Below are 26,750 nucleotides of genomic sequence, written 5' to 3'. Positions count from 1 at the left end.
GATGTGGTTTTACGCCGTTAGGTTAAGTCGGAATTGTGCCGCTTAAGAGTGCAATCCGAAGAGTTCCGAATCGGAACTCAGAGGTTCAAAGACTGTAACTTGCGAGGCTGCTCTATGACGCACATCCCCTTATACTGGCCACCAGACCGCCCAGAATTTGGCGCCCCGGTGACTGAAGATCACTCGAAGTTTGAAAAATCAATGGGTACCGCGGTTGACAACCAAACGACCCGGTGCGACTCAGCCTTGAGCGATCTCATCTCCCTCTCCATTGCCCTGAACTATTTCAGTGAGGCTGAGGGCATTGCAAATGGTCAAACGCCTTATAGGCGGATGCGAAAACCAATTTCTGCAGAACGTGCATCGACCCAGCCCTGGCGAACAGCAGTAGATTCTGCCTTGGCAGAGCGATCTTGCGACGGTGACTCCAGCACGCCATCGCGCTAATCGCCCCTGGTTCAGTTAAGGCACAACGCTGCTATCAGTTCTTCCCTTCTCTGCAGTCATTGAGATGATTTCTAAAACATGCCGCATCTTAAACAGCCATACAGAGCCGCTCATTTTGAAGGCCATGCGTTTGCCCCGCAACCGCGCCAGAGGCCGCCAACAGATATGATTAGAGAATCTCTCAATAGCAGATACGATATCGCACTGTCCGAATTAGAAGCACGGACATGCCACTCATGGAAAATGCGCCTTGATTGTTCAAAGGTGATGACCGACGTCGTCACGATCAGTGGTGGTGCATCCCCGCAACCGATTATGCGGTCTGCAGAGGGGTGCAGAATTACGGACATCGACAACAATCAATACATTGATCTTTGCATGGGATTTGGGACTAACCTTCTGGGGCATAAACCGCATATCGTACAGCAGGCACTCATAGCTCAAATTGCCAAAGGCTGGAATTTCGGCTTCAGCAACGAAGGTCAATTGGCCTTAGCGGAACTGATCTGCTCAGCTGGTGCAAGCAATGAACGCGCTTTGCTGTGCGGGTCTGGCGCAGAAGCCACAGCGACAGCAATGCGTGCGGCTCGTGCGTATACAGGTAAAGATGTGATTGGCGTGTTTACTGGTGCCTACCATGGTGGCCATGACCAAAGCCTCATCACTGCGGACAGTGAACACGTCAGCCAGAAAGTACATATAGGTCTTGGCATTCCCTTGGCTTTAGACGAGGTAATAGAGCCCCTCGTTTATGGCAGTTCTTCGGCCTTCCAACGCATTCGCGATTTGCGGCATAGCCTCGCAGCAATCATTGTTGAACCTGTGCAAAGCAGTGAACCAAAGAGCCACGACGGGACATGGCTCCGCGATCTTCAAAGTGTGTGCCATGAATGTGGCGTCTTGGTTATTCTCGACGAAGTGACAACCGGATTTCGCTTGGCGTTTGGTGGCGCACAAGAGCGTTTTAGCCTATCTCCAGATCTCGTAACTTATGGCAAGGTAATGGCCGGTGGGCTGCCCATGGGGTCTGTTGCAGGACGTACAGATATCATGAAGGTATTTGCACCGAAGGATGAATCACCGGCGGTATTTTCAGGGAGTGCGTTTGGCGGGAATGTCATGAGCGTCTCAGCGGCTTTAGCCACCCTGTCATTTCTCCGCGAGCACAAGGATACTCTTTACAATGATCTTGATAGCGCAACAGACAGATTAACAAAAAGCGTTAATGCCCGGTGGGCTGCAGCAAATGCGCCTATCATACTGGAGCAATGCAGCTCCATCTTTAAGCTCGTCTTCAAGACCCCAAAAACATTTGCCTCAAAACATGACTTAGACGATGCCCGACGGGCAGAAGACACTTTTTTTGTTCACTTGTTGGACCGCGGCATCACACTGCATACAAGCCGAACTGGCTACTTATCGACAGCCCACACACACGAGGATGTTGATTTTATTATAGAAGCAATGTCGGGGGCATTTAATGAAAGTGCTGCTGATGGCTGCTTTGCCAATTTACAAACATCTTAATAAAATTCTGTCTTAATTGGATAAAATCTATCGTACCAGCTGCGCGGTCGAAATTGCTTCTGCCAGTGCGTTGCATCGTTCACGCACAGCTTTAAGAGTGGTGCCGTTGTTGGTTGCGGTTAACTGAAGCGCCTCATCATTTATACAAGATCCGTTGTAAATATCTTGCACTGGCCTAATAACCTCCGGCGGGCAGCCCACAACACCCACCTCACGCTGCTCAGTGTGAGTAGGGAGCTCCTGCACAAAGATCGGTGTTTCCCCCACTTTGACAGCCGTCACAAGACCATTCGGTTTAATGACAGATCCGGCTTCATCCAGGAGTGCAATCGTAACACAGGATGCGTGAGCAGTCGGTGAGAGTATGCTCAACATAAAAACAACGGAAAAAATGTTTAGAATGCGCATATTATCAGGAACTCCGCGAAATTGGCACAGCCCCAGGTCGGCATGTATTGCCAAAGTCGCAGGCTGAAGTTCTATGGTGCGGGTGAAGGGAATCGAACCCCCACTCCCGTAAAGGAACCAGATTTTGAGTCTGGCGCGTCTACCAGTTCCGCCACACCCGCACGTAAGAAGAGGTCGTTATAGCGGCGCACTTGCGCCCTCGCAAGCGGCCTGAGCGTTTATGCTGTTTTAGCACTGTATCGACGCCGTTGCTGCCCCCCCCATGACCTGCTAAACCGCAGGATATGGAGCTTTTGCGTGATTCGTAGACTTTATGACTGGACCCTGAGGTTAGCAGGGCGACGCGATGCCATGGCGTTGCTGGCCATCATTGCGTTTCTAGAAAGCTCAATCTTCCCTATACCGCCGGACGTGATGATTCTCCCGATGGTGTTGGCAGCCCCACAAAACGCATGGAAAATAGCAACTATAGCGACTGTCGCCAGCGTGTTAGGTGGCATTGCTGGATACGCCATCGGCCTTTTCATGTTCGACACATTCGGGTTACCCCTTCTTGAAATTTATGGCTACGCGGACAAATTCAGCGAATTTCAGGCGATGTACTCTGACTGGGGCGCATGGATCGTTTTCGGCGCCGGACTGACGCCTTTTCCTTTTAAAGTCATCACAATCGCCAGCGGCGCAGCAGCCCTAGATCCATTGGTATTTATCTTTGCTGCCCTGCTCTCACGCGGTCTACGTTTTTATCTTGAAGCCGCCCTATTGTGGAAATTTGGTCCGTCCATCAGAACCTTTGTAGAAAAACGTCTTGGTTTGGTTGTAACTGTTGCATTTATTCTACTGGTCAGCGGATTTGCTGCCATTCGGTTTATCGGATAGACGCCCTTATGACCTCCCACTTGCTCACCAGCACCCGTATTATGAGTCTTTTAGCGATCTCGGCATTGATGGCATTGACGGCCGCCTGGGTGGCTCAATATGTGTTTGCGTTGTTTCCGTGCGAATTATGTCTGTATCAGCGATTGCCTTACATGGGTGTCGTAGCTTTGGCTGGACTATCTACTTTACCGGTTGTTGATGCTGAATCACGCCGCCTGGCCGCATATATCGCGGCACTTCTTTTCACTGCCACGGCAGCTATCGCCTTTTTCCATGTTGGCGTTGAGCAAGAATGGTGGAACGCCGCCTGCGCGCCTACAGATGCCGCTGCATTCTCTGTTGAAGATATTCGCTCGGCCCTGCAGCAACCCGGGCAACCCGCCTGCAATGACATACCATTCACGCTTTTCGGTATTTCCTTCGCTGGTTACAATGTTGTTGCAGGACTGTTTCTGGCAGGGCTAGCTCTTAAAGCCGCCCGCACATGTAATTATTGGAAAAGCGAAACCTAAAGATATGCCGGACACAAAATCACCCAAGCAGACAGCACAAAATCGGCTTCCGGGCGATCCAGATCGTGCTGAGTTAATCGCACAAATGGTGCGGGTCAACCAAGCAGGCGAGTACGGCGCGAAACGAATCTATGAAGGCCAATTGGCTATTCTTGAAGGCACAGATGCAGAGCCTATCGTGCAGCACATGTTGGACCAAGAATTGCCACACCTGGAGAGGTTTAGCAAAGAACTCACCGCGCGCGGCATAAGACCAACGGCCTTGCAGCCATTGTGGCATGTCGCCGGTTTCGCGTTGGGGGCGGGCACCGCCTTACTAGGACGTGAAGCCGCAATGGCCTGCACCGTTGCAGTAGAAGAGGTTATTGATGAGCATTATGCAGAACAAGCCAACCAGCTAGGTGATGACGACGCTGACCTGAGAAGCGTGATTGAAGAATTTCGTGCTGATGAACAGCATCATCGTGACATCGGTCTCGCTGAAGGTGCTGAACAAGCACCAGCATACCTTGTACTGACTGAGGCGGTTAAAGCAGGGTCAAGATTCGCTATCTGGCTCTCAAAACGGCTCTGAGAAGAGCGCGTTTAGAACAACGACCACATCCTTTGGCCGCAACTCTACCAAGGATCAAGTTCGGAATCCCAATACAGAAAATCCCGCCAACTTTCATGTAAATAATTCGGAGGAAAAGCGCGACCGGTTTCCTGCAACCGGTGCGCAGAGGGCTTTACAGGAACACAACGCAGCGCCATACCTGCTTCGCTTGGCGTCTGGTTCGCCTTTCTTAAGTTACAAGCAGAACATGCGGCAGTAACGTTCTGCCAAGTTGTGCGCCCGCCCCTGGATCTTGGAACCACATGATCAAATGTGAGGTCATTTGCCGAATGTGAGGCACCGCAATACTGACACATAAATTGATCACGAAGAAAAACATTGAAACGTGTGAAAGCGGGAGAGCGATCCGTTGGCGCATAGTTCTTCAGAGAGATAACGCTTGGCAGTTTAAGTTCGAAACTGGGCGAATGAATCACAGTATCATACTCAGACACCACATTCACACGCTCCAGAAATACAGCTTTAATAGACTCCTGCCAGGACCACAGGGACAAAGGAAAATAACTGAGCGGCCGAAAATCAGCGTTCAGAACCAGAGCCGGGCTATTTTGAGCGGCACTTATCACGACAGCAATGTACTCCCCTGCTCAGAAAAGACTGCTTGAAAAATCTAGCCTTTTTTAGGGATGAACGCAAAATCGAGTCTAAGTCTACATTTGTGCTCGTAAATCCGCATCACAGTCTTATGACAGTTTTGCACCACCTGAAGCTGCAAATCAGGGCGTTTCTCTAGGTTGGTAGTGCCATCCCAGACAACGGGTGACTGGTCTGAACCAATTTTCGCAAGCGCTCATCCAGCACATGAGTATAAATCTGGGTTGTCGAGATATCTGCGTGCCCTAACATCTGTTGGAGGCTTCTGAGATCAGCTCCATGCGCCAACAAGTGTGATGCAAAAGAATGGCGCAGTACGTGCGGCGAAACACGTGAAGGAGAGATACCCGCAACAACCGCAAGGTCTTTCAGTGCTTTGGAGACAGCTCCACGATTCATATGGCCCTTGTTCGTTTGCGCAGGAAACAACCACGGGGAGGATTTTTGCGAAACAGGCATGAAGTTCTCTCGGGTCTTAAGATACTCTAATAAAGCCGTTCGTGCAGGCGCGCCAATCGGGACCATACGTTCTTTGCTACCCTTGCCGCGCACGATCAAAACAGGTCGATCACGGGAGACAGCGGCCAGCGGTAACGAGACCAACTCAGTGATGCGAAGACCCGTCGCATACAATAACTCCAGAACGGCTGTCAGCCGCAATGCGCGCGGTGTCGTTTTTTGACGACAAGCATGCAGCAACAAATCGACTTCTTTCTCACCAAGGTATTTCGGTAAACGAGCGCCTTGCTTTGGACTGTCCAAAGCTGATGTTGGATCGTCAGCGCGCACCCCTTCGGCAAATAAGAATTGATAGAACTGCCTCAAACAAGAAAGTTTTCTTGCTGCCGTAGTGGGTCTCAAACCTTGAGATAAGAGACGACTCAAAAAACCGCGCAATTGATCTGCCGATGCTTGAGAAACATCGGCATCAATATCTTCAGCCAAGTTTTCCAAGTCCCGAGCATACGCATCTAAAGTATTAGGAGAGGCTCCCCGCTCGGCCGACATCATATCCAAAAAAGAGTCGACATGACGGTTCACAGTTTGATCGCCCGTTATAGGAACAACACAGAAATTATCACAGACCCCGCGCTAAAGCGGCTTCAACAGCAACTCGACGCGCTTCGTTTTCCAGGCCGATTGTCATTAAAGACGATACCACATGCGACAGCACCACTGGAGAAACACCTTCTGGACCTTCCTCACTCAAGGCAAGCACCGCGAACAAGACAGTCTCACCTATGCGCCCATTCTTTGCCGCCAACGACAAACCATTCCAAATTTGTGGTCTTGGTAACTCTATCGACGAATGCGTACGCCGATCCATCAGGTCAAGCCAGTCCTCACTTGCAACGGGTTCGCCCAAAGCCATAAGCGTGCTGAGAACAAGTGCTTTATCTGCGGCACGCAGACCGGGTGGACGCGAATCCTCCCAGCGCTTGAGACGCAACGGGGTAAATCGGTTTGTTAGTGTGGGCTGCAATTGGCGTTCCGTAGGCCACATTGCCGCAGCAACTTCTGATGCCTCTATGCTTGTACGTGCGTAAAGTTGCGATAGCTCCAGCCACGCCTCACCCGCTTCCATTTCACTCACCGCCAACAATGCGCGTGCGGCATTGCCAGCAAACCAAACCAAATCACCACTCGGCTCAATCGTTTTGAGCAAGGGCGCATATACTGCCCCCATAACACTAACGTTCGGTCCATTCTGCCCTCGATCATTACGGGCAAAATCGATGGCTCTGGAAATGACCTCAGCGCGCGCAGTAAGGATGGTCTGAGATTCAGCCAATTGAAACAACTTAGCGCGATCAACAGGGGTGCTGACAGGAATAGATCTTAGATTTAGATCTTCTTCAGCAGACGACACATCCTCATTACTGGCTGTTGCTGAACTTGCAGGTTGCTCGTTATCTGTATCTTCTTCAACTTCAGACCGGTAAAGCGTGCGCAAAATTTCTGGGTCTAAAGCCCCCAAACCAACAGCACGTTCAGCCGCATCAAGCCGCCGGTCACGCGCTTCGCGCACGCGCTCTGCCAAGCCCTCCTCGTCCAATCCATCATCAGCCACATAAAGAAGTTCAGCGGTCGCAAGCACTTTGAGGAGCGTGGGGTCTCCATTCGTGACCAACTGTGGTGGAAACGGGCGACCGGCGCTACGCAACATAGCCAACTGCAAAGGGGTTAGCCGATCTAAGCCAGCAGGCGTAATAGGGCGATTCCCCGCCATAAGTTCCGACACCCAGAAGAATGCAGGATCATTAACACCTGTCTCCCGAAGCAAATCTATTGTGAGATAGGCGCTCGATACGTTGCCATCTCTGAGCTGACAGAAAGCAAACGTTTTCTGCCAGTAGACATTCTTCGACATCCGAAGATTGGCTTGGACTGCGTCACAGGCGTCGTCAACACGTCCCTCAACCAACGCAAGGTCCGTTGATAGAATCTGCATGCGATCGCCAAAAGAATCTTGCGGTATGACCTCAAGCAGAGCCTGAACAGAGGTCCAATCTCCCATCGCGGCAAGCCGGGCAAGCCTGAGTTCAAGAAGAACGAGGCCAGCATTTGTTTCCTGCGGCTCTGCCAGCGCGGACGTGTCCTCTGGTAAGTTTTCATCCGCATTGAACCCTAATGCACTTGGGACAATAGCCGTCATATCGACGAAAACATCCTGAGTTTTGGTTTCTTCTGGAGGACGCGCGACAGACAGCAGAAGACGTTGCACCAGTTCCCGAGTCACAACCGACGGCGTTTGATCTGGAAGTTTAGGCAGGAGTAGATCAACCAGCTCTTTTGACGTCCCTTCCCATAAGTTCAGAGGGAATCCATCAGAAAATTCATCCAGCACCCCAATAGAGTCTGTACTCACCTCCTCTAGCTGTCGAACGGCAATCTCTCCACCCGACACAGCAGGGGTATCACTATTCCGCGATTCTGATGAGGCTGAATCAGAGAATAGTGATGTTGGTGGCTGCAAAGACTCAGCATCGAGCGTTTGGTCGACCTGGGAGGACTGGGCATAAACCGAGCAGACGCCACTGGCCACAAGAAACCCAGCAACAATAGGAGTTAATGCCCATTGCTTTCTAAATTTTAAACGGTACTGAACGGCAACAAAGCCTCTAGCGGAATCTATCATTTGAAATAATCTTCTCTCGCGGTGCCACGGGCGGAGGCATGTCCCAAGTCGCCAGTGCAATTCCGCCCCCGACAATCAGGAGCAAAACCAAGATAATGAGGATTCTAGAGATAAGCTTCATATCTTCGCTTTAAACCAAATTTGGTGGGGCATTATTATACCTTAAACGCCATGGTTACTGTCAATTATGGCTGTTCAAGGGCGCCTGCTCATTTCGGACAGGGAACCGCAGGAACCAGGACCTTCCTATGGCCGCGACACTACGTCAGAGGTGTGATAATGTCTAGCAAGGAGCAACTCCGCGCTTTAAGTATACATCCGATTTATACGCTCAACGAGTGCAGTTTTGGCCTTTGTAGTATTTTAAATTGTTTATAGCTTCTCACTTCAAATCCACATGACCCGCAATACAGACATATCCAATCAAATCCAACTTCCTGACAAGACCATCGTTCTTGTCGGCCTTATGGGAGCTGGTAAAAGCTGTGTAGGTCGGCGGATTGCTCAACAATTAGACATTCCCTTTCTTGACGCAGATGCAGAGGTTGAGGCCGCAGCCGGATGTTCGATCGTGGATATCTTTGAGCGTTACGGTGAGGACGAGTTTCGCGATGGTGAACGCCGCGTTATAGCCCGCCTACTTGACGGACCGCCCTCAGTGATAGCCACAGGCGGGGGGGCCTTCATCGACCAGCAAACCCGTAAGTTGATTCATGAAAACGGACTATCCGTATGGTTACGAGCCGACCTCGACACACTGGTGGTACGCACAGCAGGGCGCACCCACCGACCTCTTCTAAATTCAGGGGATCAACGAGAAATATTGTCGAATCTGATTGAGCAGCGGTATCCGATTTATGCAGAAGCCGATATTACCGTTGAAACCGGGTCCGACAGTGCAAACGTAACTTGCAATCGCGTCCTTGACGCCATCGAAGCGCATGAAACTGCATTGGCCAAAGCTAAGGCGACGTGATGAGCAAGATGACGACCTTAGACGTCGACCTAGCTGATAGAAGTTACCCCATTCACATTGGATCTGGCCTGATAGATCAAGCTGGAACTTTGCTGTTACCCATTCTCAGAAAGCAGCGCGTTTTTATAATCACAGACAGTAATGTCGGACCGCTCTACCTAAAGCGGCTTCAAGACTCATTGCACACGGCGAACATCGCCAGCGATGCGCTGACGGTTCCGGCTGGAGAGGCCACAAAGAATTTTGATCACCTGCAAAGCGTTGTGGAAGCAATGCTTGCCGCCAAGGTTGAACGCTCAACCACTGTCGTTGCACTGGGCGGCGGTGTCGTTGGTGATCTCGCTGGTTTTGCCGCTTCAATCACTTTACGCGGTATCGACTTCGTGCAGATTCCGACCACACTGCTGGCTCAAGTGGACAGTTCTGTCGGCGGCAAAACAGGCATCAATGCTGCACAGGGAAAAAACCTGGCGGGCAGCTTTCATCAACCTAAAGCGGTGCTGATTGATATCGACGCCCTCAAAACACTTCCAGACCGTGAACGCCGTGCAGGCTATGCGGAAGTTTGCAAATATGGATTGTTGGGCGATGTTGATTTTTGGGCATGGCTAGAAAAAAACGGCGCTCATGTATTGTCTGGACATGGCGAGGTGGTGACCAAAGCCATAGAAACAAGTTGTAAAGCCAAAGCCGCTATTGTAGCGGCCGATGAACGCGAAGGTGGCGTGCGCGCTTTGCTAAACCTGGGACACACCTTTGCGCACGCCTTTGAGGCTGAACTTGGATACTCAGGCGACATATTACACGGCGAAGCCGTGGCCCTGGGTATGGTTTTGGCTTTTGACCTATCTGCAAAGCTTGGGTTGAGCCCAGAGACTGACCTGGAGCGCGTAAAACAGCATTTTAATGAATTAGACCTGCCAACAAAAGCGCCACGCAAAGCTCATGGCCTTTCTGCAGAACTCCTATATTCACATATGACGCAAGACAAGAAAGTTCATGATGGCCGCATCACATTTGTACTGGTGCGCGGCATCGGCCAGGCTTTTCTAACTCAAGACGCCACCAAAGAGGATGTGCTTGCTGTTCTGAACGCCACATTAACTAGCTAACACCCGTTTCGATTATCATGGAGCACACCACTAATGGTGTTTACCGCCTGCTTTGTACTTTTTCTGTTAGTTCTCTCAGCATTCTTTTCTGGGTCTGAAACAGCTTTAACAGCCACCTCGCGTTCGCATATGCATCAGCGAGAAAATGATGGTGATCAGCGGGCGGCGACAGTCAATAGACTTTTGGATCACCGTGAGCGCCTCATCGCGACCATTCTACTGGGCAATAACCTAGTCAATATTTTGGCATCAGCAATGGCCACAAGTCTGATGATTACGATGTTTGGTGAACGCGGCGTTGTGTATGCAACGGCCGTGATGACTCTGCTGGTTCTTATCTTCGCGGAGATATTACCCAAAACCTATGCGCTGATGCACACTCATAAAATGGCTTTGGCGGTTGCCCCCATAATGCGTGTCCTCACGGTTTTATTTCAGCCGATTAACTATGTAATTCAAGGAATTGTTCGTATCGCCTTAACGCTCTTGGGTGCAAGTGGCGCTGGTGCAATGACGGCCCAACAAACACTTTCAGAATTGCGCGGCGCTATCGACTTGCACACTGGCGACGCAGAAATCAAAGAAGAAGTGAAGCATGAACGCGCCATGCTGCGCAGTGTCCTTGACCTCGCCGATGTCGAAGTGGGCGAGATTATGACCCATCGTAAAAACCTAATCACAATTGATGCCAACCTCCCAATGACAGAGGTTCTTGCTCAAATTTCTGCAAGCCCTTACACCCGCATTCCACTGTGGCAAGAAACCACCGAAAATATTGTTGGGGTTCTGCACACCAAATCCGTTCTGCGCGCTGTGCAATCTGCTAAAGGCGAACTCGACACTATAAATGTTCTGTCCATTTGCACGCCACCATGGTTCGTTCCGGAAACCACCAACTTGCTGGACCAACTCAATGCATTCCGCGACCGACGTGAACACTTTGCGATTGTTGTTGACGAATATGGGGACGTGCAAGGCACCGTCACGCTGGAAGATATTTTAGAAGAAATCGTCGGAGACATTGTCGATGAGACCGACGTCTCTGTTGCCGGCGTTCTCGCCGAACGCAATGGTACGTATTTGGTTGAAGGTTCAGTCACCCTGCGCGACCTGAACCGCGAATTTGAATGGTCCCTCCCCGATGAAGAAGCATCTACCATTGCTGGGCTAGTCATGGCCGAGTCTCGATCTATCCCCACACCAGGCCAAGTGTTCATCTTTCATGGATTTCGGTTTGAAATTCTGCGGCGTCAACGCAATCAGATCATCCAATTGCGCGTAACACCGCCAAAATCCGGCGAGGAAGACGAGGACGAAAAAGAGTCTGCAACACTGGAAACGGAACCGACGAAGGGCCTAACTTGACCATTGCGGGCCAATAGCGCGACACTTTGCGGGCAGGATCGTATTCCGGTCTTGACCATAACAAGGGAGAGGGCTTCATACCATGATGCGCAAGATTGTCCCAGATGTGATAAGCGGTCAGACCCTTATCACCGTTAGCCTATCAGATACCGCGCGTGCCATTGCCAACTTGATGCGAGAAAAAAAGATCGCCGCTGTGCTAGTCACAGAAAATGATGCACTGGTCGGCATCATTACAGAGCGTGATATGACGAGCCGTGTTATCGCAGCAGGTCTGGATGCGGAAACGGCCCAGGCCAAAGATATAATGACGTCCAATCCAGATACCTTGCACCCAAATGACAGTGCGTCTCAGGCCATTAAAATGATGATTGAACGGAATTACAGGCATTTGCCCGTTACGGATGGTGACATCCTTGTTGGCATGGTCTCTGTTAGAGATCTTTATGCGATCTATAATTTGGAACTTGAAGAAGATCTTAAAGATCGCAATGCCTTTATTTATGGAGAGAATTACGGCACTGGCTGAGGAAGCACTATTTTCAGTCCTCACTATATTTGCGCTGGTTATGTAAGACCTGCACGGGTGCTATTCGGCTTCGCCACTTTGCGACCCGCTGAGAGTAGGTTAGGACTGTGTATACATAAAAATTCGTAGCTTAGGTCTTCATGCCCCTGCCCACTGCCCCCGAAGAACGAGAACTCCTGCACATTCGCAATATTGAATGCCGTGGTTACCAACGTGCTGACGGCATGCTGGATATTGATGGGTGGATGACAGATATTAAAACTTACAGCTTTCCCAATCATGATCGCGGCGAGATCAAGGCTGGCGAACCTTTGCACAGCATGGGACTGCGGATCACCATTGATGACACCCTAACCATAAGGGATTGCGTGGCTGTAACAGAATTCAGTCCCTTTAATATGTGTGGCAATATCACGCCGAATTTCAAAAAGCTGATTGGTCTGCGCATCACACAAGGGTTAACCAAAAACGTTCAGGAACGATTAGGAGGCACTCACGGCTGCACACATTTGGTTGAACTGATCAAACCCATAGCCACAACCGCGTTCCAAACCTTGGTTGGCAAGCGCATGGGCAAATTGGGTGCGGCATTGAAGTCCGGGGCCCTCAAAAGACCACCCATACTTGACACCTGCCATGCCTGGGCCTCGGACGGTGAAATCGTTAAGCGGGAGTTTCCTGCTCACTTCACTGGCGACTAAACTAGGTCTTACTGCGCGGCTTCATCTGGGGTCATTGTTACCAATGACAAGGCATGCACACGCTCTATCAATTCATCTGCAAGAACCGCATAGACTTTACGTTGCCGAGCTACGCGGCTTTCGCCTATAAAATCTCGAGAGACGATCTTAACGTTAAAATGGGTTTCGCCCCCGCCATCAGGGTGAGCACCTGAGTGGCCAGCATGGCGATGAGAGTCATCTTGAATAACAAGCTCTGATGGATCAAAAGCTGCCATCAGTTTTTGTTCAATACGGTTCCGATATTCGCTCACGAGCCCTACTCCAATTGCAACAGTGATTTGTATCTTTATGCAGCAAGCATAATTCCTCTGAAGAAGCAATATTGTCAGATTTCTAACACCGGCAGATAATTTCTAAATGACAGCGACGCGCAAATCCGATGAGACTTTTCCTGGACCGCAATCTGTGGGCTCAGGTGCTGTTCGACGGTGCCAATGGCGTGGCTGCTCTGGCGTTGGCGAACACCGCGCCCCTACTGATAAGGCTTTATCTGATTATTACGTATTTTGCTTGGACCATGTACGGCTCTACAACGCACAATGGAATTTTCATAAAGGCTTCGGTCCTGACGATATGGAAACCGAATACCGTAGCGCAGCGACGTGGGACAGACCCACTTGGAAAATGGGTGCGCGGCAAGCACCAGGGCGGCCCTGGCAGAACGTCTTTGACCCCTTTGGTCTTTATCGGGATGAATATATCGACAATAAGTCAGAACCCTCAGAGGTCGTACTTCTCTCACACGAAGAAACCCTAGCACGACGCACATTTGGGCTCTCCGGCCCCATGACACTGGAACGTCTGAAAGCCCGTTATAAAGAGTTGGTTAAACGACATCATCCAGATACCAATGGCGGCTCGCGTGATGCGGAAAATAAAATGAAAAAGATCAACGCAGCCTACCAAACTTTGAAGTCTGCACTTAAAGTCTAATCTACACTTTAATCAAATACTGCGGATGTTATGGACCTTCTATTAAAAGATAAAACAGCATTGATCACGGGGGCCAGCCGCGGCCTCGGTGCCGCAACGGCTAATGCGTTAGCCGCAGAAGGCACCAATCTCTTACTAACAGCGCGTGATGAAACGGCGTTAAAATCACAAGCTGAGGCAATCTCAAAAACACATGGTGTGCACGTTGAAATTGCGCCTGTTGATCTGAAACAAAACAGCGCCTGTGGCGATGTGGCAAAAGCGTGCATCGGCGCTTTTGGCCGAATTGATATTTTGGTCAATTCCGTAGGCGCATCACAAGGTGGGCTGTTTTGGGACATTCCAGACGATGTTTGGCGGGACAGCATGGAACTGAAAATGATGGCGACAGTTCGTATGATGCGTGCCGTCATTCCAGCAATGATTAAGAAAAAATATGGCCGGATTGTGAACATCGTCGGCAATACGGGTGTGCAGCCATCACCTCGCCTTTTACCTGGATCCGCCGCCAATGCCGCATTGTTAGCGATCACACGCGGCCTCGGAGAAGAGTTGGCACCCCATAATGTGGTGGTGAACGCCCTGAACCCAGGACCAACGCGCACTGAGCGCTGGACCACTTTAATGGATAACCTCGCCAACAGCAGTGGCCGAACCGTGGCTGAAGTCGAATCGGACTACACGGCTCAAATTCCCATGGACCGCCTGGGCCAACCCGACGAAATTGCCAGACTGGCTGTGTTCCTGGCCTCTGATCGGGCTGCCAATATGACCGGCACCTATTTGACCGCCGATGGCGGTTGGACGAAAGGCATTGCATAATCCTCGGAGATGAAGGGTCACCTGGGCTTTACATAACCACCACGCCTCCGGGTATAAACCGGCATCACATAAGGATTAATCAATGGCAACCGATAGCGAACACACTTCCGGCATTCCCGACACGACCGTCAATGTAAAGAAGATCTTCGGCTTCAACAGTAAGATGACTGTCCCAGCCTTCAGCACACCTGACGAACATGTACCGGAGTTGGACCCAACCTACCGCTTTGATCCGGATACGACACGCGCCATTTTAGCGGGCTTCGCCTACAACAGGCGGGTGATGATTCAAGGGTACCATGGCACCGGAAAATCAACCCATATTGAACAGGTGGCTGCGCGCCTCAATTGGCCCTGCTTGCGTATTAACTTAGACAGCCATATCAGCCGGATTGACCTGGTGGGTAAAGACGCCATTGTGTTACGTGATGGCGTACAGATTACAGAGTTTCGCGAAGGCATCCTGCCCTGGGCGCTCCAAAACCCAGTCGCATTGGTTTTTGATGAATACGATGCAGGACGACCAGACGTGATGTTCGTGATTCAACGCGTGCTGGAAGTTGCTGGTCGACTGACCTTGCTTGACCAAAACAAGGTTATTAAACCTCACCCCTCTTTTCGTCTCTTTTCCACAGCCAACACAGTTGGCCTGGGCGATACGACCGGGCTTTACCACGGCACTCAGCAAATCAATCAAGGGCAGATGGACCGTTGGAATATTGTCTCGACGCTCAACTACTTAGAGCACGACGCGGAGGCGGAGATTGTCTTGGCCAAACTGCCTGCCTACAACAACAAAGAAGGCAAAGAGACATTATCGGCCATGGTACGCGTCGCTGATCTATCGCGCGCAGGGTTTATATCGGGGGATATCTCAACTGTAATGTCACCCCGCACCGTCATTACATGGGCAGAAAACGCCGAGATATTTGACGACGTCGCCTATGCGTTTCGAGTTTCGTTCTTAAACAAGTGCGACGAAACGGAACGTGCGGTGGTTGCTGAATATTTCCAGAGGTGTTTTGGCGAGGAACTGCCGGACTCAGTTGCGACTTCGGTCGCCTGATCTAAAGATTACGCATGCCGCCTTATCCCAAAGCAGACGCGGTTGCCGCACCAACGGTTGGCGGAAGTGCGCTCAAAAAAACCGTGCCGACTGCGTCTAACAAGGAGCTCAGCCGCAACACTGGACGCATGGAAGACCTCAAGACAGTCACGGTTGCTGCTGTTAAGGCACTCTCGGGGCGAGCCGACACCAACGTCTCGTTCACGCCCATCGCAACCAATCAAAAAACAGGCGGTCAGGGTGCAGAAATTCGCCTTCCGCTCCCCCCTGCCAAACTAAACAAAGAAAACGTGATCCGGTTACGCGGCTCGGCCGACGCAAGTGCCATGCGCCTCCGTCATCACAGTGACGCCGTTCATCAACGCCGGATTCCCCATGGTAAAGATGCGATCGATGCCTACAACGCGATGGAACAAGCTCGCGTCGAAGTGCTGGGGTCCAAAGATTACAAAGGCGTCTCCTCTAATCTGGGCAAAGCTCTGGAGCAGCGTCTAGCGCTGGAAGGCTATCAAATGGCCCGCGCGTCTATTCAAATACAGATGCAAGACGCCCTCAAGGTTATGATTCATTCTAAATGCGGTGCCCTTGAACTCGGTGAGGCTGGCAAACATGTACTCACGGTCGCAGAGCGTGAATATGGCGACGCCTTGGCCCCCTATTTAGAGCGACTAACAGACTCATTGCATGATCAAAAGCAGTTCTCAAATATCTTACGAGAAATGATTGAGGTTCTTGATTTAGAAAAAGACGATGGTGGTCGCGACCTAGACGAAGACGAAAGCCCAGACCTGAATGAAGAGTCAGACTCAACATCTGAAGGGGATGAAGGAGAGTCTCAAGGAGAAGAAAAGTCAGAGCCAGATCAAGGCGATGCTGATCCGGAAGCTGGTGACACCGATGAAGATGTTCAGCCCGATGATCAAAGCGAAGAACTAGCCGTCCCCTTTGCGATGGAAAGTGCGGAAGATCCAGGCAATGACGGACAAGAACCAAAACCACAATCCGGTCACAATCGAACCTACGAAGACGAACGCTACAAAATTTACACCTCTGAATTTGATCAAGTTGAAGATGCCTTCAACTTATGTGACCCCGAAGAACTGAATCGTTTGAGGGCACAGCTTGATCGCCAACTCGCACATATGCAGGGCATTGTTTCCCGACTGGCAAACAGGCTTCAACGTAAACTGATGGCGCAGCAGGTCCGCAGTTGGGAATTTGATTTGGAAGAAGGTCTGTTGGATACAAGCCGACTCGCACGCGTTATCACTAACCCCCTGCATTCGCTGACCTTTAAGCGTGAGAAGGAAATGGACTTCCGGGATACAGTGGTCACACTTCTTATTGATAACTCAGGGTCGATGCGCGGGCGTCCCATAACGATAGCAGCCATGAGTGCAGATATCCTTGCTCGCACGCTGGAGCGTTGTGGCGTAAAGGTCGAGATTCTTGGTTTCACCACAAGCCAGTGGAAAGGTGGACAAGCGCGAAAGAATTGGACCGACAGCGGAAAACCGGCGCACCCAGGCCGACTCAACGATTTGCGACATATTATCTATAAATCTGCGGATACGCCTTGGCGGCGTGCGCGAAAAAATCTCGGCCTGATGCTGCGTGAAGGTATTTTAAAAGAGAACATTGATGGCGAAGCTCTGGCGTGGGCCCATAACCGACTGATAGGCCGAACTGAGTCCCGCCGCATCCTCATGGTTGTCTCCGACGGAGCACCTGTCGATGACTCAACGCTCTCTGTTAATCCTGGCAATTATCTTGAGAAACATCTCAGAGACGTCATCAGCTTTATCGAGAACCGCTCACCCGTCCAATTGCTGGCCATTGGCATTGGTCATGATGTCACACGTTACTATCGACGTGCCGTAACCCTGATGGATGTAGACGAGTTAGGCGGAGCCGTTATGTCTCAACTCACGGATTTGTTTGACGAGGACGAGCTTCGCCAAACGCTCGGCTATTCTCAAATGGTCATTTAGATCTCTGACGGATGAACTCATAAACAGACACAAAAAAAGGCCCGCTGAACGGACCTTTTTTAATTCCGAAGCAACCAAACACTTATGCAGCGATTGATTGTGCCTTCTTAACCTGACGCTTCATCTTCACAGCCTCATCGGTTAATTCAACGTCTCTTGATCCAATTAAATAAGCATCCAACCCACCGCGCTTCTCAATGGTGCGCAATGTGCTTGTTGCAACCCGCAGCTTAAAGGACTTGTCCAGCGCTTCGCTCAATAGTGAAACATCCTGCAAGTTCGGCAAGAAACGCCGGCGGGTCTTGTTCATGGCATGGCTGACGTTATTACCCGTCATTACGCCTTTTCCGCTTAAAGAACAGCGTCGTGACATGTCACACTCCTGTGGATAAAACTCAGGCATTTCGAGGCCGAGTTCGAAAATCAAGGCGGGTTTGTAGCCGCACCCCTCAACAACGTCAAGGTCTCACATCCCATTTTTTGCGGCTTTTCCTGGGTTGCAGGTCGTCAAACTGGCCGAATTGCATCTATTGGGGGGTGTTAGGTGTTCCGCCCTTCTCACCACATTCCATCAGGCCACGGACAATAGCTAGTCCAATATATTGTCGCAAAGGATGTGCTAAAGTCTCTCGAATCACGCGGTCTGAGCCCTTCAGACGTAAAGCGCGGTCTATGGCCGCTTTTTTCTCTTTGGATGCTGGCTGCCGGATCAGTTTTTCAGCTGACAGGACCGCATCCGCAATATTCGGTCGTGGTAAAACTGGAGCGGCAGTCAAAACCGCCTTGATTTCGGCAGCTTTTAGATTATCTCTGCGGCGCGCCGCAATCCGAGTTTCAAGCGGATCATGTGCTGATCTAAAGCGCTTAGTCTTTCCGCGCACATCATTAACGGACTTGGTTGTTTTTGGTTTGCCACCAAATAATTTTCTGAAAATCGACATCCACACTGTACTTAAGCGGATTTAGAGTCAGGCTGAAACAGGGTGGGCTGTGGGCCAAGACGATCATCGATTGAATCCAGCGTATTGGAAGTGTTGTTTTCCAACTCACCCGACCCCCCTGAAGTTTGCTGGAAAAATCTGGCCACCTGCGCCATGGGTCCATCTTCAAGCACTTCCTGAATCATCTTTTGTGCATGAGGCAAGCCATCTCTGGCGCGCAGCATCTCAAGGCGTCGCAGAAAAGTGTCCGCAGCCAACCTGGATTGCACGTCATCGTTCAGGGCCATACGAAGCCTCGATTCGAAGTCATCTTCGGCAAGGGAACGATCCAGGAAAGGTCGAATAAGCGCCCACCGGTCACCGGCACCATATCGTGCCCAAGCCATATCTAAGCCATCGGGGTCTAAAACACCCAACCGCTCTGCCACCACGGCGGCATGGGAGGTGATATCATCTAATATCAGAGCAAGACCGTCTTGGGCTGCACTGCGGTGTGACGCAGCCGTTAACTCAAGCAAAGCGCGACCATTAATCTCTGCTTGGTCCTGCCCACGGCGCAACACCACGGCAAAATCGACCAGCCCTTTTTGCAGGTCAGCTAATTCCTGGCGTTGACCAATGACCATCAGAATTAGCCACAACGCAACCGGGGGGCCTGCGCCTGCCGCCAAGGTAGCCGCAAGTGGCCCAGGATCTAAAGAGAGCAAACCATCCCAGCCCAGGCGGTTCAAATACCCGAAACACAGCACCACCCATCCGGTGGTAACGGCCACAGCTAAAACAAAAACAAATAGCCTTAAAGCGGATTTTACTTTGCGTTCCATGGTTGGTCCGAACATACAGAGGTTAGAAGTGGACGCTTTGGACAATTACTATACGGAAGTTGAACGGACTCGGCCATAGAGCCGGTTCTGTAATTAAGGAGTCTCGTCAGACGTGAGTTACTTAGATCGAGTGAAAGCCTGCAACACCTATCGGCTCTCGGGGTTTGTCCCATTTCTCGCCGACGGGCAGTGCGTCGGGTGGGTTAAACACGCTTTTGCCAAGGCCTTGGCGGAATATTCTGACATCTTCGTCGTAACAAACCAGAGCGTGACGATTTCTGAGAAATTGCAATCAATTGAGGATCGCAACGCCGTCATTAATGAGCTGACACAAGACTGGATCGCTGCTGGATGGATATCTAAATTACTTGGCGAGACCTACCCGGTGCGGCGAACGTGGGCGTCTCGCGATCATTTCACAATAGACCGCGCCTTAGTCCCACTGTTCGGAACCCGGGCATATGGCGTGCACCTCAACGGTTATATCAAAAAATCTGAGCAGTTCTATCTTTGGATCGGAACGCGGAACGCTGACAGACATGTCGAACCCAACAAACTCGATAACATGGTAGCAGGCGGCCAGCCTGTTGGGCTGAGTTTGTGGCAAAATCTCATTAAAGAGTGCAACGAAGAAGCCGCTGTGCCCGCAACGCTTGTCTCTGAAGCTATTTCAACAGGAACCGTATCTTACTGCTTTGAGAACCCTCTTGGTCTTAAGGCAGATACCCTATTTTGTTATGATCTGGCTGTGCCAGAGGACTTCACCCCAGAAAACCAGGATGGCGAAATTTCGGGATTTCAGCTAATGCCCATCGAGGAAGCGCTCTCAATTGTCCGTGAGACTACAGATTTCAAATTCAATGTGTCACTGGTGATACTGGATTTTGCCATACGGCACGGCGTAATTTCACCTGACACAGAGCCTGATTATGAAGAAATTCTGGCTGGATTACATTCGGATAGCCCCATATATCATGCCGTATGATATCAAAACGCACGTTGACATCCTGCCCCCGGTTCTCAAGGATGCGCGCCTAAAGCGGCGCAGGCGTGGGAGATACAATGCATTTTTTAGAGTTTGAAAAACCAATCGCCGAGCTTGAAGGCAAGATTGCTGAGTTGCGTCACATGAGTCACGCAGATGGCCTGAACATTGCTGAGGAAGTGTCCCGTCTCCAAACCCGCGTCAACAAAGACCTGGGAACGCTCTATACTAAACTGTCACCCTGGCAGAAAACGCAGGTCGCGAGGCATCCCGAACGACCGCACTGTCAAGATTACATTAATGCTCTGATTTCTGACTTTTTGCCGCTAGCCGGGGATAGAAATTACTCTGAGGATGCCGCCATTATTGGAGGTGTCGGAAGATTTCGGGGCCGCTCCGTCATGGTAATAGGTCAAGAAAAAGGCCGAGATACAGAGACGCGCCTGAAACACAATTTCGGCATGGCCCGGCCTGAGGGGTATCGCAAAGCCCGACGACTGATGGAATTGGCTGACCGGTTTGGCGTGCCCGTTCTGACCTTTATCGACACGGCCGGAGCATACCCAGGTGTTGGGGCAGAAGAACGCGGGCAAGCTGAGGCTATCGCGCGATCCATTGAAACTTGCCTTAATTTGCGAGTTCCACTGATAAGCACCGTTATCGGTGAAGGTGGCTCGGGCGGGGCCATTGCTTTAGCGACTGGCAACATTGTTTTGATGTTAGAGCATTCAATATATTCGGTCATATCACCTGAAGGCTGTGCCTCTATTCTTTGGCGCGATGGAGATCAAGCGAAGTCCGCCGCTGAAGCGCTTAAGTTAACGGCTCAAGACCTCGACCGATTAGGTGTGATTGATGACATCATTAAAGAACCGGTTGGTGGAGCCCATCGCGATACTGATGCAGCCTTCGCCCGCGTAGGCGATACCCTTGAGCGACACCTCAACGCACTTGTAAAGGTGGACGGTGGCCAGCTTCGCGCTCGCCGACGCGATAAATTTCTTGCGATGGGACGCGTGGAGAAAAGGTGATTGCGCTAACTCAAACTACAAATTTTATTTCTGCTCACAAATTTTTTGCCACGCTTTTCGATACACATCTTCGACAGTGCGTGCAAACAAAGCCTCATCCCCCAACGTTGAAGCCAGAATATCTTGCCTCAAGCTAGACCGCAGGAGTTTTCTTCGTTGATGGGCGGATGCCAGTTCAATGGCAACACTCACATATTCATCAGCGCTTTTTGCGATCAATTCCGGATGGCCGATCTGAGTCAACAAACTCGCTCCCACCCGACTGGCCGTGCGATCACCGCATAGCGTCACGACTGGGATTCCCATCCACAGCGCTTCGCATGTTGTGGTCGTCCCGTTATAAGAAGTTGCATCAAGCATCACGTCAATCGCTGCAAAATCTTCAAAGTGCTTGCCGTATTGAGATTGCCATCGCGACAGTTCAAGGCGGCCTTTGCCGATACCTTTACTAGTGAAACGCTGCTGTGTGTATTTATAGACATCAGGGTCATCGAGCCCCCTAGCCTTGAGGCATAATAAACTGTCAGGCACTTTTTTTAGGACATCGACCCAGAGCTCAACGGATGAGTCAGAAAATTTCGCTAAGTTATGGAATGCACCGAATCTTATTGGTCCAGTGCTAATATCATCTGAAGGCTCTGGCGCTTCAATAATAGGCGCATAAGTATGATACCCTTTAGGCAATCGCAAAACTTGCTCGCTGTGTAAATGCTCTGACGTCCTCGGTGGATCAGCAACAGCATCACTCAAACGAATGTCCATAGCGGCTAGACCTGTGGTGCTTGGGTAGCCTAACCATGTCATCTGCAATGGCGCCGGACGCAACCCAAACACCTCAAGCCGGTTGCCATCCGTATGCCCGGAACAATCAACCAGAATATCAATCCCATCAGACTCGATCTGCTCTGCCAGGACACTATCTGACAATTGCGTGCCGTCTCGCCATTGATCGACAGCTTGACGGCATCTGTTAGTAACTTCGTCCTGATTGATAGTATTGCTGTACGCGTACACCTCGACCTGCGCGCGATCGTGGGCACGCATGAGTGGCAATAAAAAGCAAGCACATGAATGTGTGCGAAAATCGCCTGAGAGATAACCGATTTTCAATCTTCGCTTTGGATCAGGGTTTGATATTGTGCGAGCTGGAGCATTTATTTCAGCGCCTGGCCATCGGCAATGGCCGGCAAAAACCTGCTCTGGGGACAAAGACGTCGAGTGCAAAGCCGCCGACAAGGCCAAGCTAGCAATAACGGGATCGGATGGGCTTTCACCCCAAGCCTGTTGCACGAGAGTCTGGGCTTCTTCTACACGCCCCATTACAAGCAGCGTATTTCCTAAATGAGCCTTGGCGCTACTCAAATTGGGCTTTAGCGTTAACGCCTGTGCGTGCTTCTCAGCAGCGTCCGTCAAACGTCCTAGACGAACCAGCGCATTACCCCAATTATCAAGCGCTTCGGCCTGGTTTGGATCAAGCGCAACCGCCCGCTTAAAGAACTCACAAGCTGACTGAGGGTCCCCTTCAGTCAGCGCGCTTTGACCAAGGTTAGCCCATGCTTCTGGCAGCATGGGGTTGGCTTGAAGGGCTTGTTTAAAAGCCTTGCGAGCCTCCTGAAAATTACCAGCCATTGCAAAATCTGTGCCCTGGTCATTCAACTGCTCCGCAAGAGTGCGGTTTGGAAAATGTCGCCGTATTAGGCTTTTTACATGTGCTAACATGTCATCACATTAGTACGTTTGGCGCGTGAAGCGAGCCTAAATGCTCTAGGAAAGAACCTTCACACCCGGCAAATCTTTGCCTTCAAGCCACTCTAAAAAGGCACCGCCAGCTGTCGAAACATAGGTGAACTGATCAGTTACACCTGCACCATTGAGGGCTGCGACTGTGTCGCCTCCCCCTGCGACGGAAACGAGCTTCCCCGCTGATGTTTGAGCTGCCGCAGCTTTTGCAACACGATTAGTCCCCGCATCGAAGGGTTTGGTTTCGAAAGCGCCAAGTGGCCCGTTCCATACGATCGTGGCACAGCCTGTAAGGCGCTGCTCCAGGTCAGCAATGCTATCGGGTCCAATATCAAGAATCATTTTGGTATGAGGTACAGAGTCAATATTACAGATTTGTGTTTCAACACCTTCTTTAAGTCCAGACGCAACCACGGCATCTGTTGGCAATATGATTTCGCAGTTGGCACGCTCCGCTTTGGCGAGAATATCACGAGCGGTATCGGCTAGGTCCGGTTCATGCAGTGAAGCGCCGACCTCAATCCCTTGCGCATGAAGAAACGTATTCGCCATTCCACCGCCGATGATCAGCATGTCGACCTTGTCGACTAGGTTCCCAAGCACAGCGAGTTTGGACGACACTTTGGCACCACCGACGAGAGCTGCGACAGGACGCGCAGGTGTTTCTAAGGCATTGGACAGGGCATCCAACTCAGCCTGCATTTGCAAGCCAGCCGCACTCGGTAGCAGATGCGCCAACTGTTCCGTTGAAGCATGCGCCCTATGTGATGCAGAAAAAGCATCGTTTACATAAAACTCTCCCAACTCAGCAAGATCACGCGCAAAGTCAGGGTCGTTGGCTTCCTCGCCAGGATGGAACCGCAGGTTCTCCAACACAGCGATATCTCCAGACGCGAGGCCGTTGACAACTGATTCCGCTGCAGCACCGACACAATCGTCAGCAAATGTCACCGGCTTTCCCAGCACTTTGGCCAAAGCGCCGGCAACCGCAGCCAATGACATATCTTCGCGACGTTCCCCTTTCGGTCGACCAAAGTGAGACAGAACAATGACCCGAGCCCCGCGGTTGGACAAATCTAGAAGTGTCGGCGCTAAGCGTTCTAGACGAGTCACATCAGTGACGTGACCCTCAGCCATGGGGACATTAAGGTCACCTCGCACCAGAACACGCTGACCGTCGACTTTGAAGTCCTTTAGAGATCGATAAGCTGGCACGGCCTGTTCCTAGATCACCTTACCCATGGCCACAGCTGTATCGAGCATTCTGTTCGAAAAGCCCCATTCGTTATCGTACCACGACAGAACACGAACGAAGTTACCTTCAAGAACCTTCGTCTGAGTAGCATCGAACGTGGAGCTGGCTGGGCTGTGATTGAAATCTATGGACACCAATGGAAGCTCATTTATTATCAAGACCCCCTTAAGAGCTCCATCTGCAGCAGCCTGCATTGCGCCATTTATGTCATCTTCAGTAACAGTTTTGTCGAGGACGCACTTAAGATCAATCATTGAAACATTCGGTGTAGGAACACGAATGGCGGACCCATCCAGCTTACCTTTAAGTTCGGGAAGCACTTCACCGACGGCTCTCGCGGCACCGGTAGAAGTTGGAATCATGCTGACCGAAGCTGCGCGGGCACGACGAAGATCAGAGTGAAGCGTATCGACCGTTCTTTGGTCTCCCGTGAAGGCATGAACTGTCGTCATGTAACCGTGATTCAACCCAAAAGATTGATTAAGAACGTGCGCAACGGGGGCTAGGCAGTTGGTTGTACAGGATGCATTTGAAACAATAAGATGCTCAGAGGACAGCTTGTTATGATTAACACCGTAAACAACCGTCAGGTCCGCACCTTTAGACGGCGCAGAGACCAAAACGCGCTTGGCTCCGGCCTCCAAATGGACCGATGCCTTATCACGATCCGAAAAGATACCTGTGCATTCGGCCACAATATCGACGTCAAGGTCTGCCCAAGGCAGTTTTGATGGATCACGCTCAGCCAAGACTTTGATCTTCCGGTCACCAACGGACATCGAATCGCCAGAAACGGCCACGTTCATGTGCAATGGACCATGCACTGAATCAAATCGCAGCAGATGAGCATTGTCTTCAGGTGAGCCTAGGTCATTAATGGCAACGACTTCTATGTCATCACGTCCAGATTCAGCCAAAGCCCTCAAGACCATGCGGCCAATGCGCCCAAATCCATTCATTGCTATACGAACAGCCATTTTTGATACGTCCTTTACGATCCGAAACCGAGTCGGCTTTGCCTTAGTTTAGCATGATACCGACGTTGCTCGGGGATACACCACCGGCCTTAGAATTCCAAGGGATAGCAATCTTTTCTCGGAGGTATGCTTTCGCTTGCGTTCCCTGCCACGAGACTTATGTTCAGATATCGGTCAAATGTCGGGATTTAGGTCGTTTGGCTAAAAATGTGTCGTATAGAAAGCGCTTCACAACACTTTAATAAAAAAATAATAAGAAAAATATAAACTAGAGAACGCAGGAGAGGCATGAGCTCAACAGCTGAAACCGCCCCTTCGGATAAGCCGTCCGGGGGGACTTTTGAGGCCATTATTGGCCCGTTTGTTCCGATTCTGCATCAACTGATGCGCTTGGCTGTGTTGCTGTTCTCGGTAACAACACTGCTGTTCTTTATGTTGCGCTTGGCAGGAGACCCTGCTCTTGTTTTAGCTGGCAATGATGCCACGCCGGAGCAGCTTGAAGCGATCCGTATTCAATATGGATTGGATAAGCCGCTTGTTGTCCAATACTTCAATTACATGGGTAACCTGCTGCAAGGCGACTTTGGCAAGTCGTTGGCCAGCGGCGAGCCTGCCATGGAAAAAGTACTGACAATGTTGCCCGCCACCTTGTTAATCGCAGGTTTAGCAATGGCTATGTCTATACTGGTTGCGATTCCGCTTGGCGCTTGGCTGGGATTTAAACCTGAACGGGCCGATCGCCGCGGTGTATCTGGCATCATCTTTGTGTTTCAGGGAGTGCCAGGATTTGTGAGCGCCCTCATTTTTATTCAGATTTTTGCGGTGAACCTGAGATGGCTACCATCCCTCGGCATGGAGTGGGGCACGATCATTGAATGGGCGATCACAGAAAGTTTTTCCATCCCCGTACCCGTGCCATCAAAAACTTGGATTTTGCCTGCTGCAAGTCTGGCTTGGTTCCTAATGCCCAGCCTCACCCGCGTGGTAGCAGCGAATACCGCTGAAGCTATGCGCGAGGATTATATCCGCACCGCCCGAGCTGGCGGCGCACCCGCCTCAACATTGCTCTGGCGACATGCCCTACCAAACGCCTTGTTAGGCGCAGCGGCATTAATCGGCACTCAGTTTGCCTTCCTTGTTGGTGGTGCTGTCATCACAGAAACGATTTTCGCCTGGCCAGGTATTGGTTGGCTGCTGATTGAGTCAACGCAGACTTTGGACTTTCCTGTGGTTCAGGCTCTCGCGCTATGCATTGCAACATTGGTGTTTTCTGTAAATGCATTGACGGATCTGAGCTTCCAATTCCTTGACCCCCGTTTACGCACAAAGGGAGGCTGA

At 50.9% G+C, this 26,750-nt stretch carries 28 protein-coding genes and 1 tRNA gene; 17 read left to right on the top strand and 12 right to left on the bottom strand.

All coding sequences use genetic code 11. The features are described 5' to 3' along the window. The first annotated feature begins 114 nt into the window (after positions 1 to 114). Both RIC29_07120 and RIC29_07115 read left to right on the top strand, forming a co-directional pair. Positions 115 to 447: a hypothetical protein gene (locus RIC29_07120; GenBank protein ID MEQ8734677.1), complete on the top strand. Its 333-nt coding sequence runs from the start codon at positions 115 to 117 to the stop codon at positions 445 to 447. 267 nt (positions 448 to 714) lie between these two features. Beyond that, positions 715 to 1,974, top strand: coding sequence for an aminotransferase class III-fold pyridoxal phosphate-dependent enzyme (locus tag RIC29_07115; GenBank protein MEQ8734676.1), 1,260 nt, complete (start codon positions 715 to 717; stop codon positions 1,972 to 1,974). 27 nt (positions 1,975 to 2,001) lie between these two features. Here the strand turns inward: RIC29_07115 and RIC29_07110 are convergent, their stop codons facing one another. Then, entirely contained in the window at positions 2,002 to 2,382 is a 381-nt protein-coding gene (locus tag RIC29_07110) for a hypothetical protein (GenBank protein ID MEQ8734675.1), read from the bottom strand. Positions 2,383 to 2,456: 74 nt separating this feature from the next. Further along, positions 2,457 to 2,543: transfer RNA gene (locus RIC29_07105), tRNA-Leu, on the bottom strand. Positions 2,544 to 2,679: 136 nt separating this feature from the next. On the opposite strand from RIC29_07105, the gene RIC29_07100 reads away from it, so the two are divergent. The 3 genes from RIC29_07100 to RIC29_07090 are packed head-to-tail and all read left to right on the top strand — an operon-like array spanning position 2,680 to position 4,347. Then, positions 2,680 to 3,261: a YqaA family protein gene (locus RIC29_07100; GenBank protein MEQ8734674.1), complete on the top strand. Its 582-nt coding sequence runs from the start codon at positions 2,680 to 2,682 to the stop codon at positions 3,259 to 3,261. An 8-nt stretch (positions 3,262 to 3,269) separates the two neighbouring features. Further along, a complete protein-coding gene (locus RIC29_07095) occupies positions 3,270 to 3,773 on the top strand; it encodes a disulfide bond formation protein B (protein ID MEQ8734673.1) in 504 nt (167 codons plus the stop codon). 4 nt (positions 3,774 to 3,777) lie between these two features. Then, the gene (locus tag RIC29_07090) at positions 3,778 to 4,347 is read left to right on the top strand and encodes a demethoxyubiquinone hydroxylase family protein (protein ID MEQ8734672.1); all 570 of its coding nucleotides are present in this window, start codon (positions 3,778 to 3,780) and stop codon (positions 4,345 to 4,347) included. A gap of 44 nt (positions 4,348 to 4,391) precedes the next feature. Here the strand turns inward: RIC29_07090 and RIC29_07085 are convergent, their stop codons facing one another. From RIC29_07085 to RIC29_07075, 3 genes are all read right to left on the bottom strand, one after another. Then, positions 4,392 to 4,952, bottom strand: a complete 561-nt coding sequence (locus RIC29_07085; protein MEQ8734671.1) for an HNH endonuclease — start codon at positions 4,950 to 4,952, stop codon at positions 4,392 to 4,394. Between the two features lie 166 nt (positions 4,953 to 5,118). Further along, the gene (locus RIC29_07080) at positions 5,119 to 6,024 is read right to left on the bottom strand and encodes a site-specific tyrosine recombinase XerD (GenBank protein ID MEQ8734670.1); all 906 of its coding nucleotides are present in this window, start codon (positions 6,022 to 6,024) and stop codon (positions 5,119 to 5,121) included. 37 nt (positions 6,025 to 6,061) lie between these two features. Then, complete coding sequence (locus RIC29_07075; protein ID MEQ8734669.1) at positions 6,062 to 8,122, bottom strand: hypothetical protein; 2,061 nt, start codon at positions 8,120 to 8,122, stop codon at positions 6,062 to 6,064. Between the two features lie 397 nt (positions 8,123 to 8,519). Between RIC29_07075 and RIC29_07070 the strand changes: the two genes are divergently transcribed. The 5 genes from RIC29_07070 (at position 8,520) to RIC29_07050 (ending at position 12,805) form a co-directional block, all read left to right on the top strand. Further along, a complete protein-coding gene (locus tag RIC29_07070; GenBank protein ID MEQ8734668.1) occupies positions 8,520 to 9,098 on the top strand; it encodes a shikimate kinase in 579 nt (192 codons plus the stop codon). Further along, positions 9,098 to 10,210, top strand: coding sequence for a 3-dehydroquinate synthase (aroB, locus tag RIC29_07065; GenBank protein ID MEQ8734667.1), 1,113 nt, complete (start codon positions 9,098 to 9,100; stop codon positions 10,208 to 10,210). Before RIC29_07070 ends, aroB begins: the two co-directional genes overlap by 1 nt. Before the next feature lie 33 nt (positions 10,211 to 10,243). Continuing rightward, positions 10,244 to 11,575, top strand: coding sequence for an HlyC/CorC family transporter (locus tag RIC29_07060; protein ID MEQ8734666.1), 1,332 nt, complete (start codon positions 10,244 to 10,246; stop codon positions 11,573 to 11,575). A gap of 82 nt (positions 11,576 to 11,657) precedes the next feature. Continuing rightward, the gene (locus tag RIC29_07055) at positions 11,658 to 12,104 is read left to right on the top strand and encodes a CBS domain-containing protein (protein ID MEQ8734665.1); all 447 of its coding nucleotides are present in this window, start codon (positions 11,658 to 11,660) and stop codon (positions 12,102 to 12,104) included. A gap of 140 nt (positions 12,105 to 12,244) precedes the next feature. After that, positions 12,245 to 12,805, top strand: coding sequence for a DUF2889 domain-containing protein (locus RIC29_07050; protein ID MEQ8734664.1), 561 nt, complete (start codon positions 12,245 to 12,247; stop codon positions 12,803 to 12,805). 8 nt (positions 12,806 to 12,813) lie between these two features. Here RIC29_07050 and RIC29_07045 read toward each other — a convergent pair whose 3' ends face one another. Then, positions 12,814 to 13,062 carry a BolA family protein gene (locus tag RIC29_07045; protein ID MEQ8734663.1) on the bottom strand — a complete coding sequence of 83 codons (249 nt, stop codon included), beginning with the start codon at positions 13,060 to 13,062 and terminating at the stop codon, positions 12,814 to 12,816. Between the two features lie 142 nt (positions 13,063 to 13,204). Here RIC29_07045 and RIC29_07040 point away from each other — a divergent pair, with 142 nt between their 5' ends. The 4 genes from RIC29_07040 to RIC29_07025 all read left to right on the top strand — a co-directional run bounded on the left by RIC29_07040 (position 13,205) and on the right by RIC29_07025 (position 17,659). Then, a complete protein-coding gene (locus RIC29_07040) occupies positions 13,205 to 13,780 on the top strand; it encodes a J domain-containing protein (GenBank protein ID MEQ8734662.1) in 576 nt (191 codons plus the stop codon). 30 nt (positions 13,781 to 13,810) lie between these two features. Next, entirely contained in the window at positions 13,811 to 14,602 is a 792-nt protein-coding gene (locus RIC29_07035; GenBank protein ID MEQ8734661.1) for an SDR family oxidoreductase, read from the top strand. A gap of 82 nt (positions 14,603 to 14,684) precedes the next feature. Continuing rightward, positions 14,685 to 15,668, top strand: a complete 984-nt coding sequence (gene cobS / locus RIC29_07030) for a cobaltochelatase subunit CobS (GenBank protein ID MEQ8734660.1) — start codon at positions 14,685 to 14,687, stop codon at positions 15,666 to 15,668. Between the two features lie 14 nt (positions 15,669 to 15,682). Continuing rightward, entirely contained in the window at positions 15,683 to 17,659 is a 1,977-nt protein-coding gene (locus RIC29_07025; GenBank protein ID MEQ8734659.1) for a cobaltochelatase subunit CobT, read from the top strand. 82 nt (positions 17,660 to 17,741) lie between these two features. Here RIC29_07025 and rpmB read toward each other — a convergent pair whose 3' ends face one another. The 3 genes from rpmB to RIC29_07010 all read right to left on the bottom strand — a co-directional run bounded on the left by rpmB (position 17,742) and on the right by RIC29_07010 (position 19,424). Continuing rightward, the gene (rpmB, locus tag RIC29_07020; protein MEQ8734658.1) at positions 17,742 to 18,032 is read right to left on the bottom strand and encodes a 50S ribosomal protein L28; all 291 of its coding nucleotides are present in this window, start codon (positions 18,030 to 18,032) and stop codon (positions 17,742 to 17,744) included. A gap of 154 nt (positions 18,033 to 18,186) precedes the next feature. After that, a complete protein-coding gene (locus RIC29_07015; protein ID MEQ8734657.1) occupies positions 18,187 to 18,600 on the bottom strand; it encodes a hypothetical protein in 414 nt (137 codons plus the stop codon). A gap of 11 nt (positions 18,601 to 18,611) precedes the next feature. Next, complete coding sequence (locus tag RIC29_07010; GenBank protein MEQ8734656.1) at positions 18,612 to 19,424, bottom strand: hypothetical protein; 813 nt, start codon at positions 19,422 to 19,424, stop codon at positions 18,612 to 18,614. Between the two features lie 112 nt (positions 19,425 to 19,536). Here RIC29_07010 and RIC29_07005 point away from each other — a divergent pair, with 112 nt between their 5' ends. Both RIC29_07005 and RIC29_07000 read left to right on the top strand, forming a co-directional pair. Beyond that, complete coding sequence (locus RIC29_07005; protein ID MEQ8734655.1) at positions 19,537 to 20,409, top strand: DUF4743 domain-containing protein; 873 nt, start codon at positions 19,537 to 19,539, stop codon at positions 20,407 to 20,409. 77 nt (positions 20,410 to 20,486) lie between these two features. Beyond that, positions 20,487 to 21,440 carry an acetyl-CoA carboxylase carboxyltransferase subunit alpha gene (locus tag RIC29_07000; protein MEQ8734654.1) on the top strand — a complete coding sequence of 318 codons (954 nt, stop codon included), beginning with the start codon at positions 20,487 to 20,489 and terminating at the stop codon, positions 21,438 to 21,440. 24 nt (positions 21,441 to 21,464) lie between these two features. Here the strand turns inward: RIC29_07000 and RIC29_06995 are convergent, their stop codons facing one another. Genes RIC29_06995 through gap form a run of 3 tightly spaced genes read right to left on the bottom strand, consistent with a single transcriptional unit; the run spans position 21,465 to position 25,412 of the window. After that, complete coding sequence (locus RIC29_06995) at positions 21,465 to 23,159, bottom strand: tetratricopeptide repeat protein (GenBank protein MEQ8734653.1); 1,695 nt, start codon at positions 23,157 to 23,159, stop codon at positions 21,465 to 21,467. Positions 23,160 to 23,204: 45 nt separating this feature from the next. Beyond that, complete coding sequence (locus RIC29_06990; protein MEQ8734652.1) at positions 23,205 to 24,395, bottom strand: phosphoglycerate kinase; 1,191 nt, start codon at positions 24,393 to 24,395, stop codon at positions 23,205 to 23,207. 9 nt (positions 24,396 to 24,404) lie between these two features. Beyond that, positions 24,405 to 25,412 (bottom strand): type I glyceraldehyde-3-phosphate dehydrogenase, encoded by a 1,008-nt coding sequence (gap, locus tag RIC29_06985; protein ID MEQ8734651.1) that lies wholly within the window; start codon positions 25,410 to 25,412, stop codon positions 24,405 to 24,407. Between the two features lie 288 nt (positions 25,413 to 25,700). Between gap and RIC29_06980 the strand changes: the two genes are divergently transcribed. After that, the gene (locus RIC29_06980; protein MEQ8734650.1) at positions 25,701 to 26,750 is read left to right on the top strand and encodes an ABC transporter permease; all 1,050 of its coding nucleotides are present in this window, start codon (positions 25,701 to 25,703) and stop codon (positions 26,748 to 26,750) included.

The sequence above is a fragment of the Rhodospirillaceae bacterium genome, from assembly GCA_040219235.1.
Taxonomy (GTDB): domain Bacteria; phylum Pseudomonadota; class Alphaproteobacteria; order Rhodospirillales; family Rhodospirillaceae; genus WLXB01.
The sequence above is the reverse complement of the archived record's forward strand: the minus strand, read 5'-3'. Positions and strand labels throughout refer to the sequence as shown.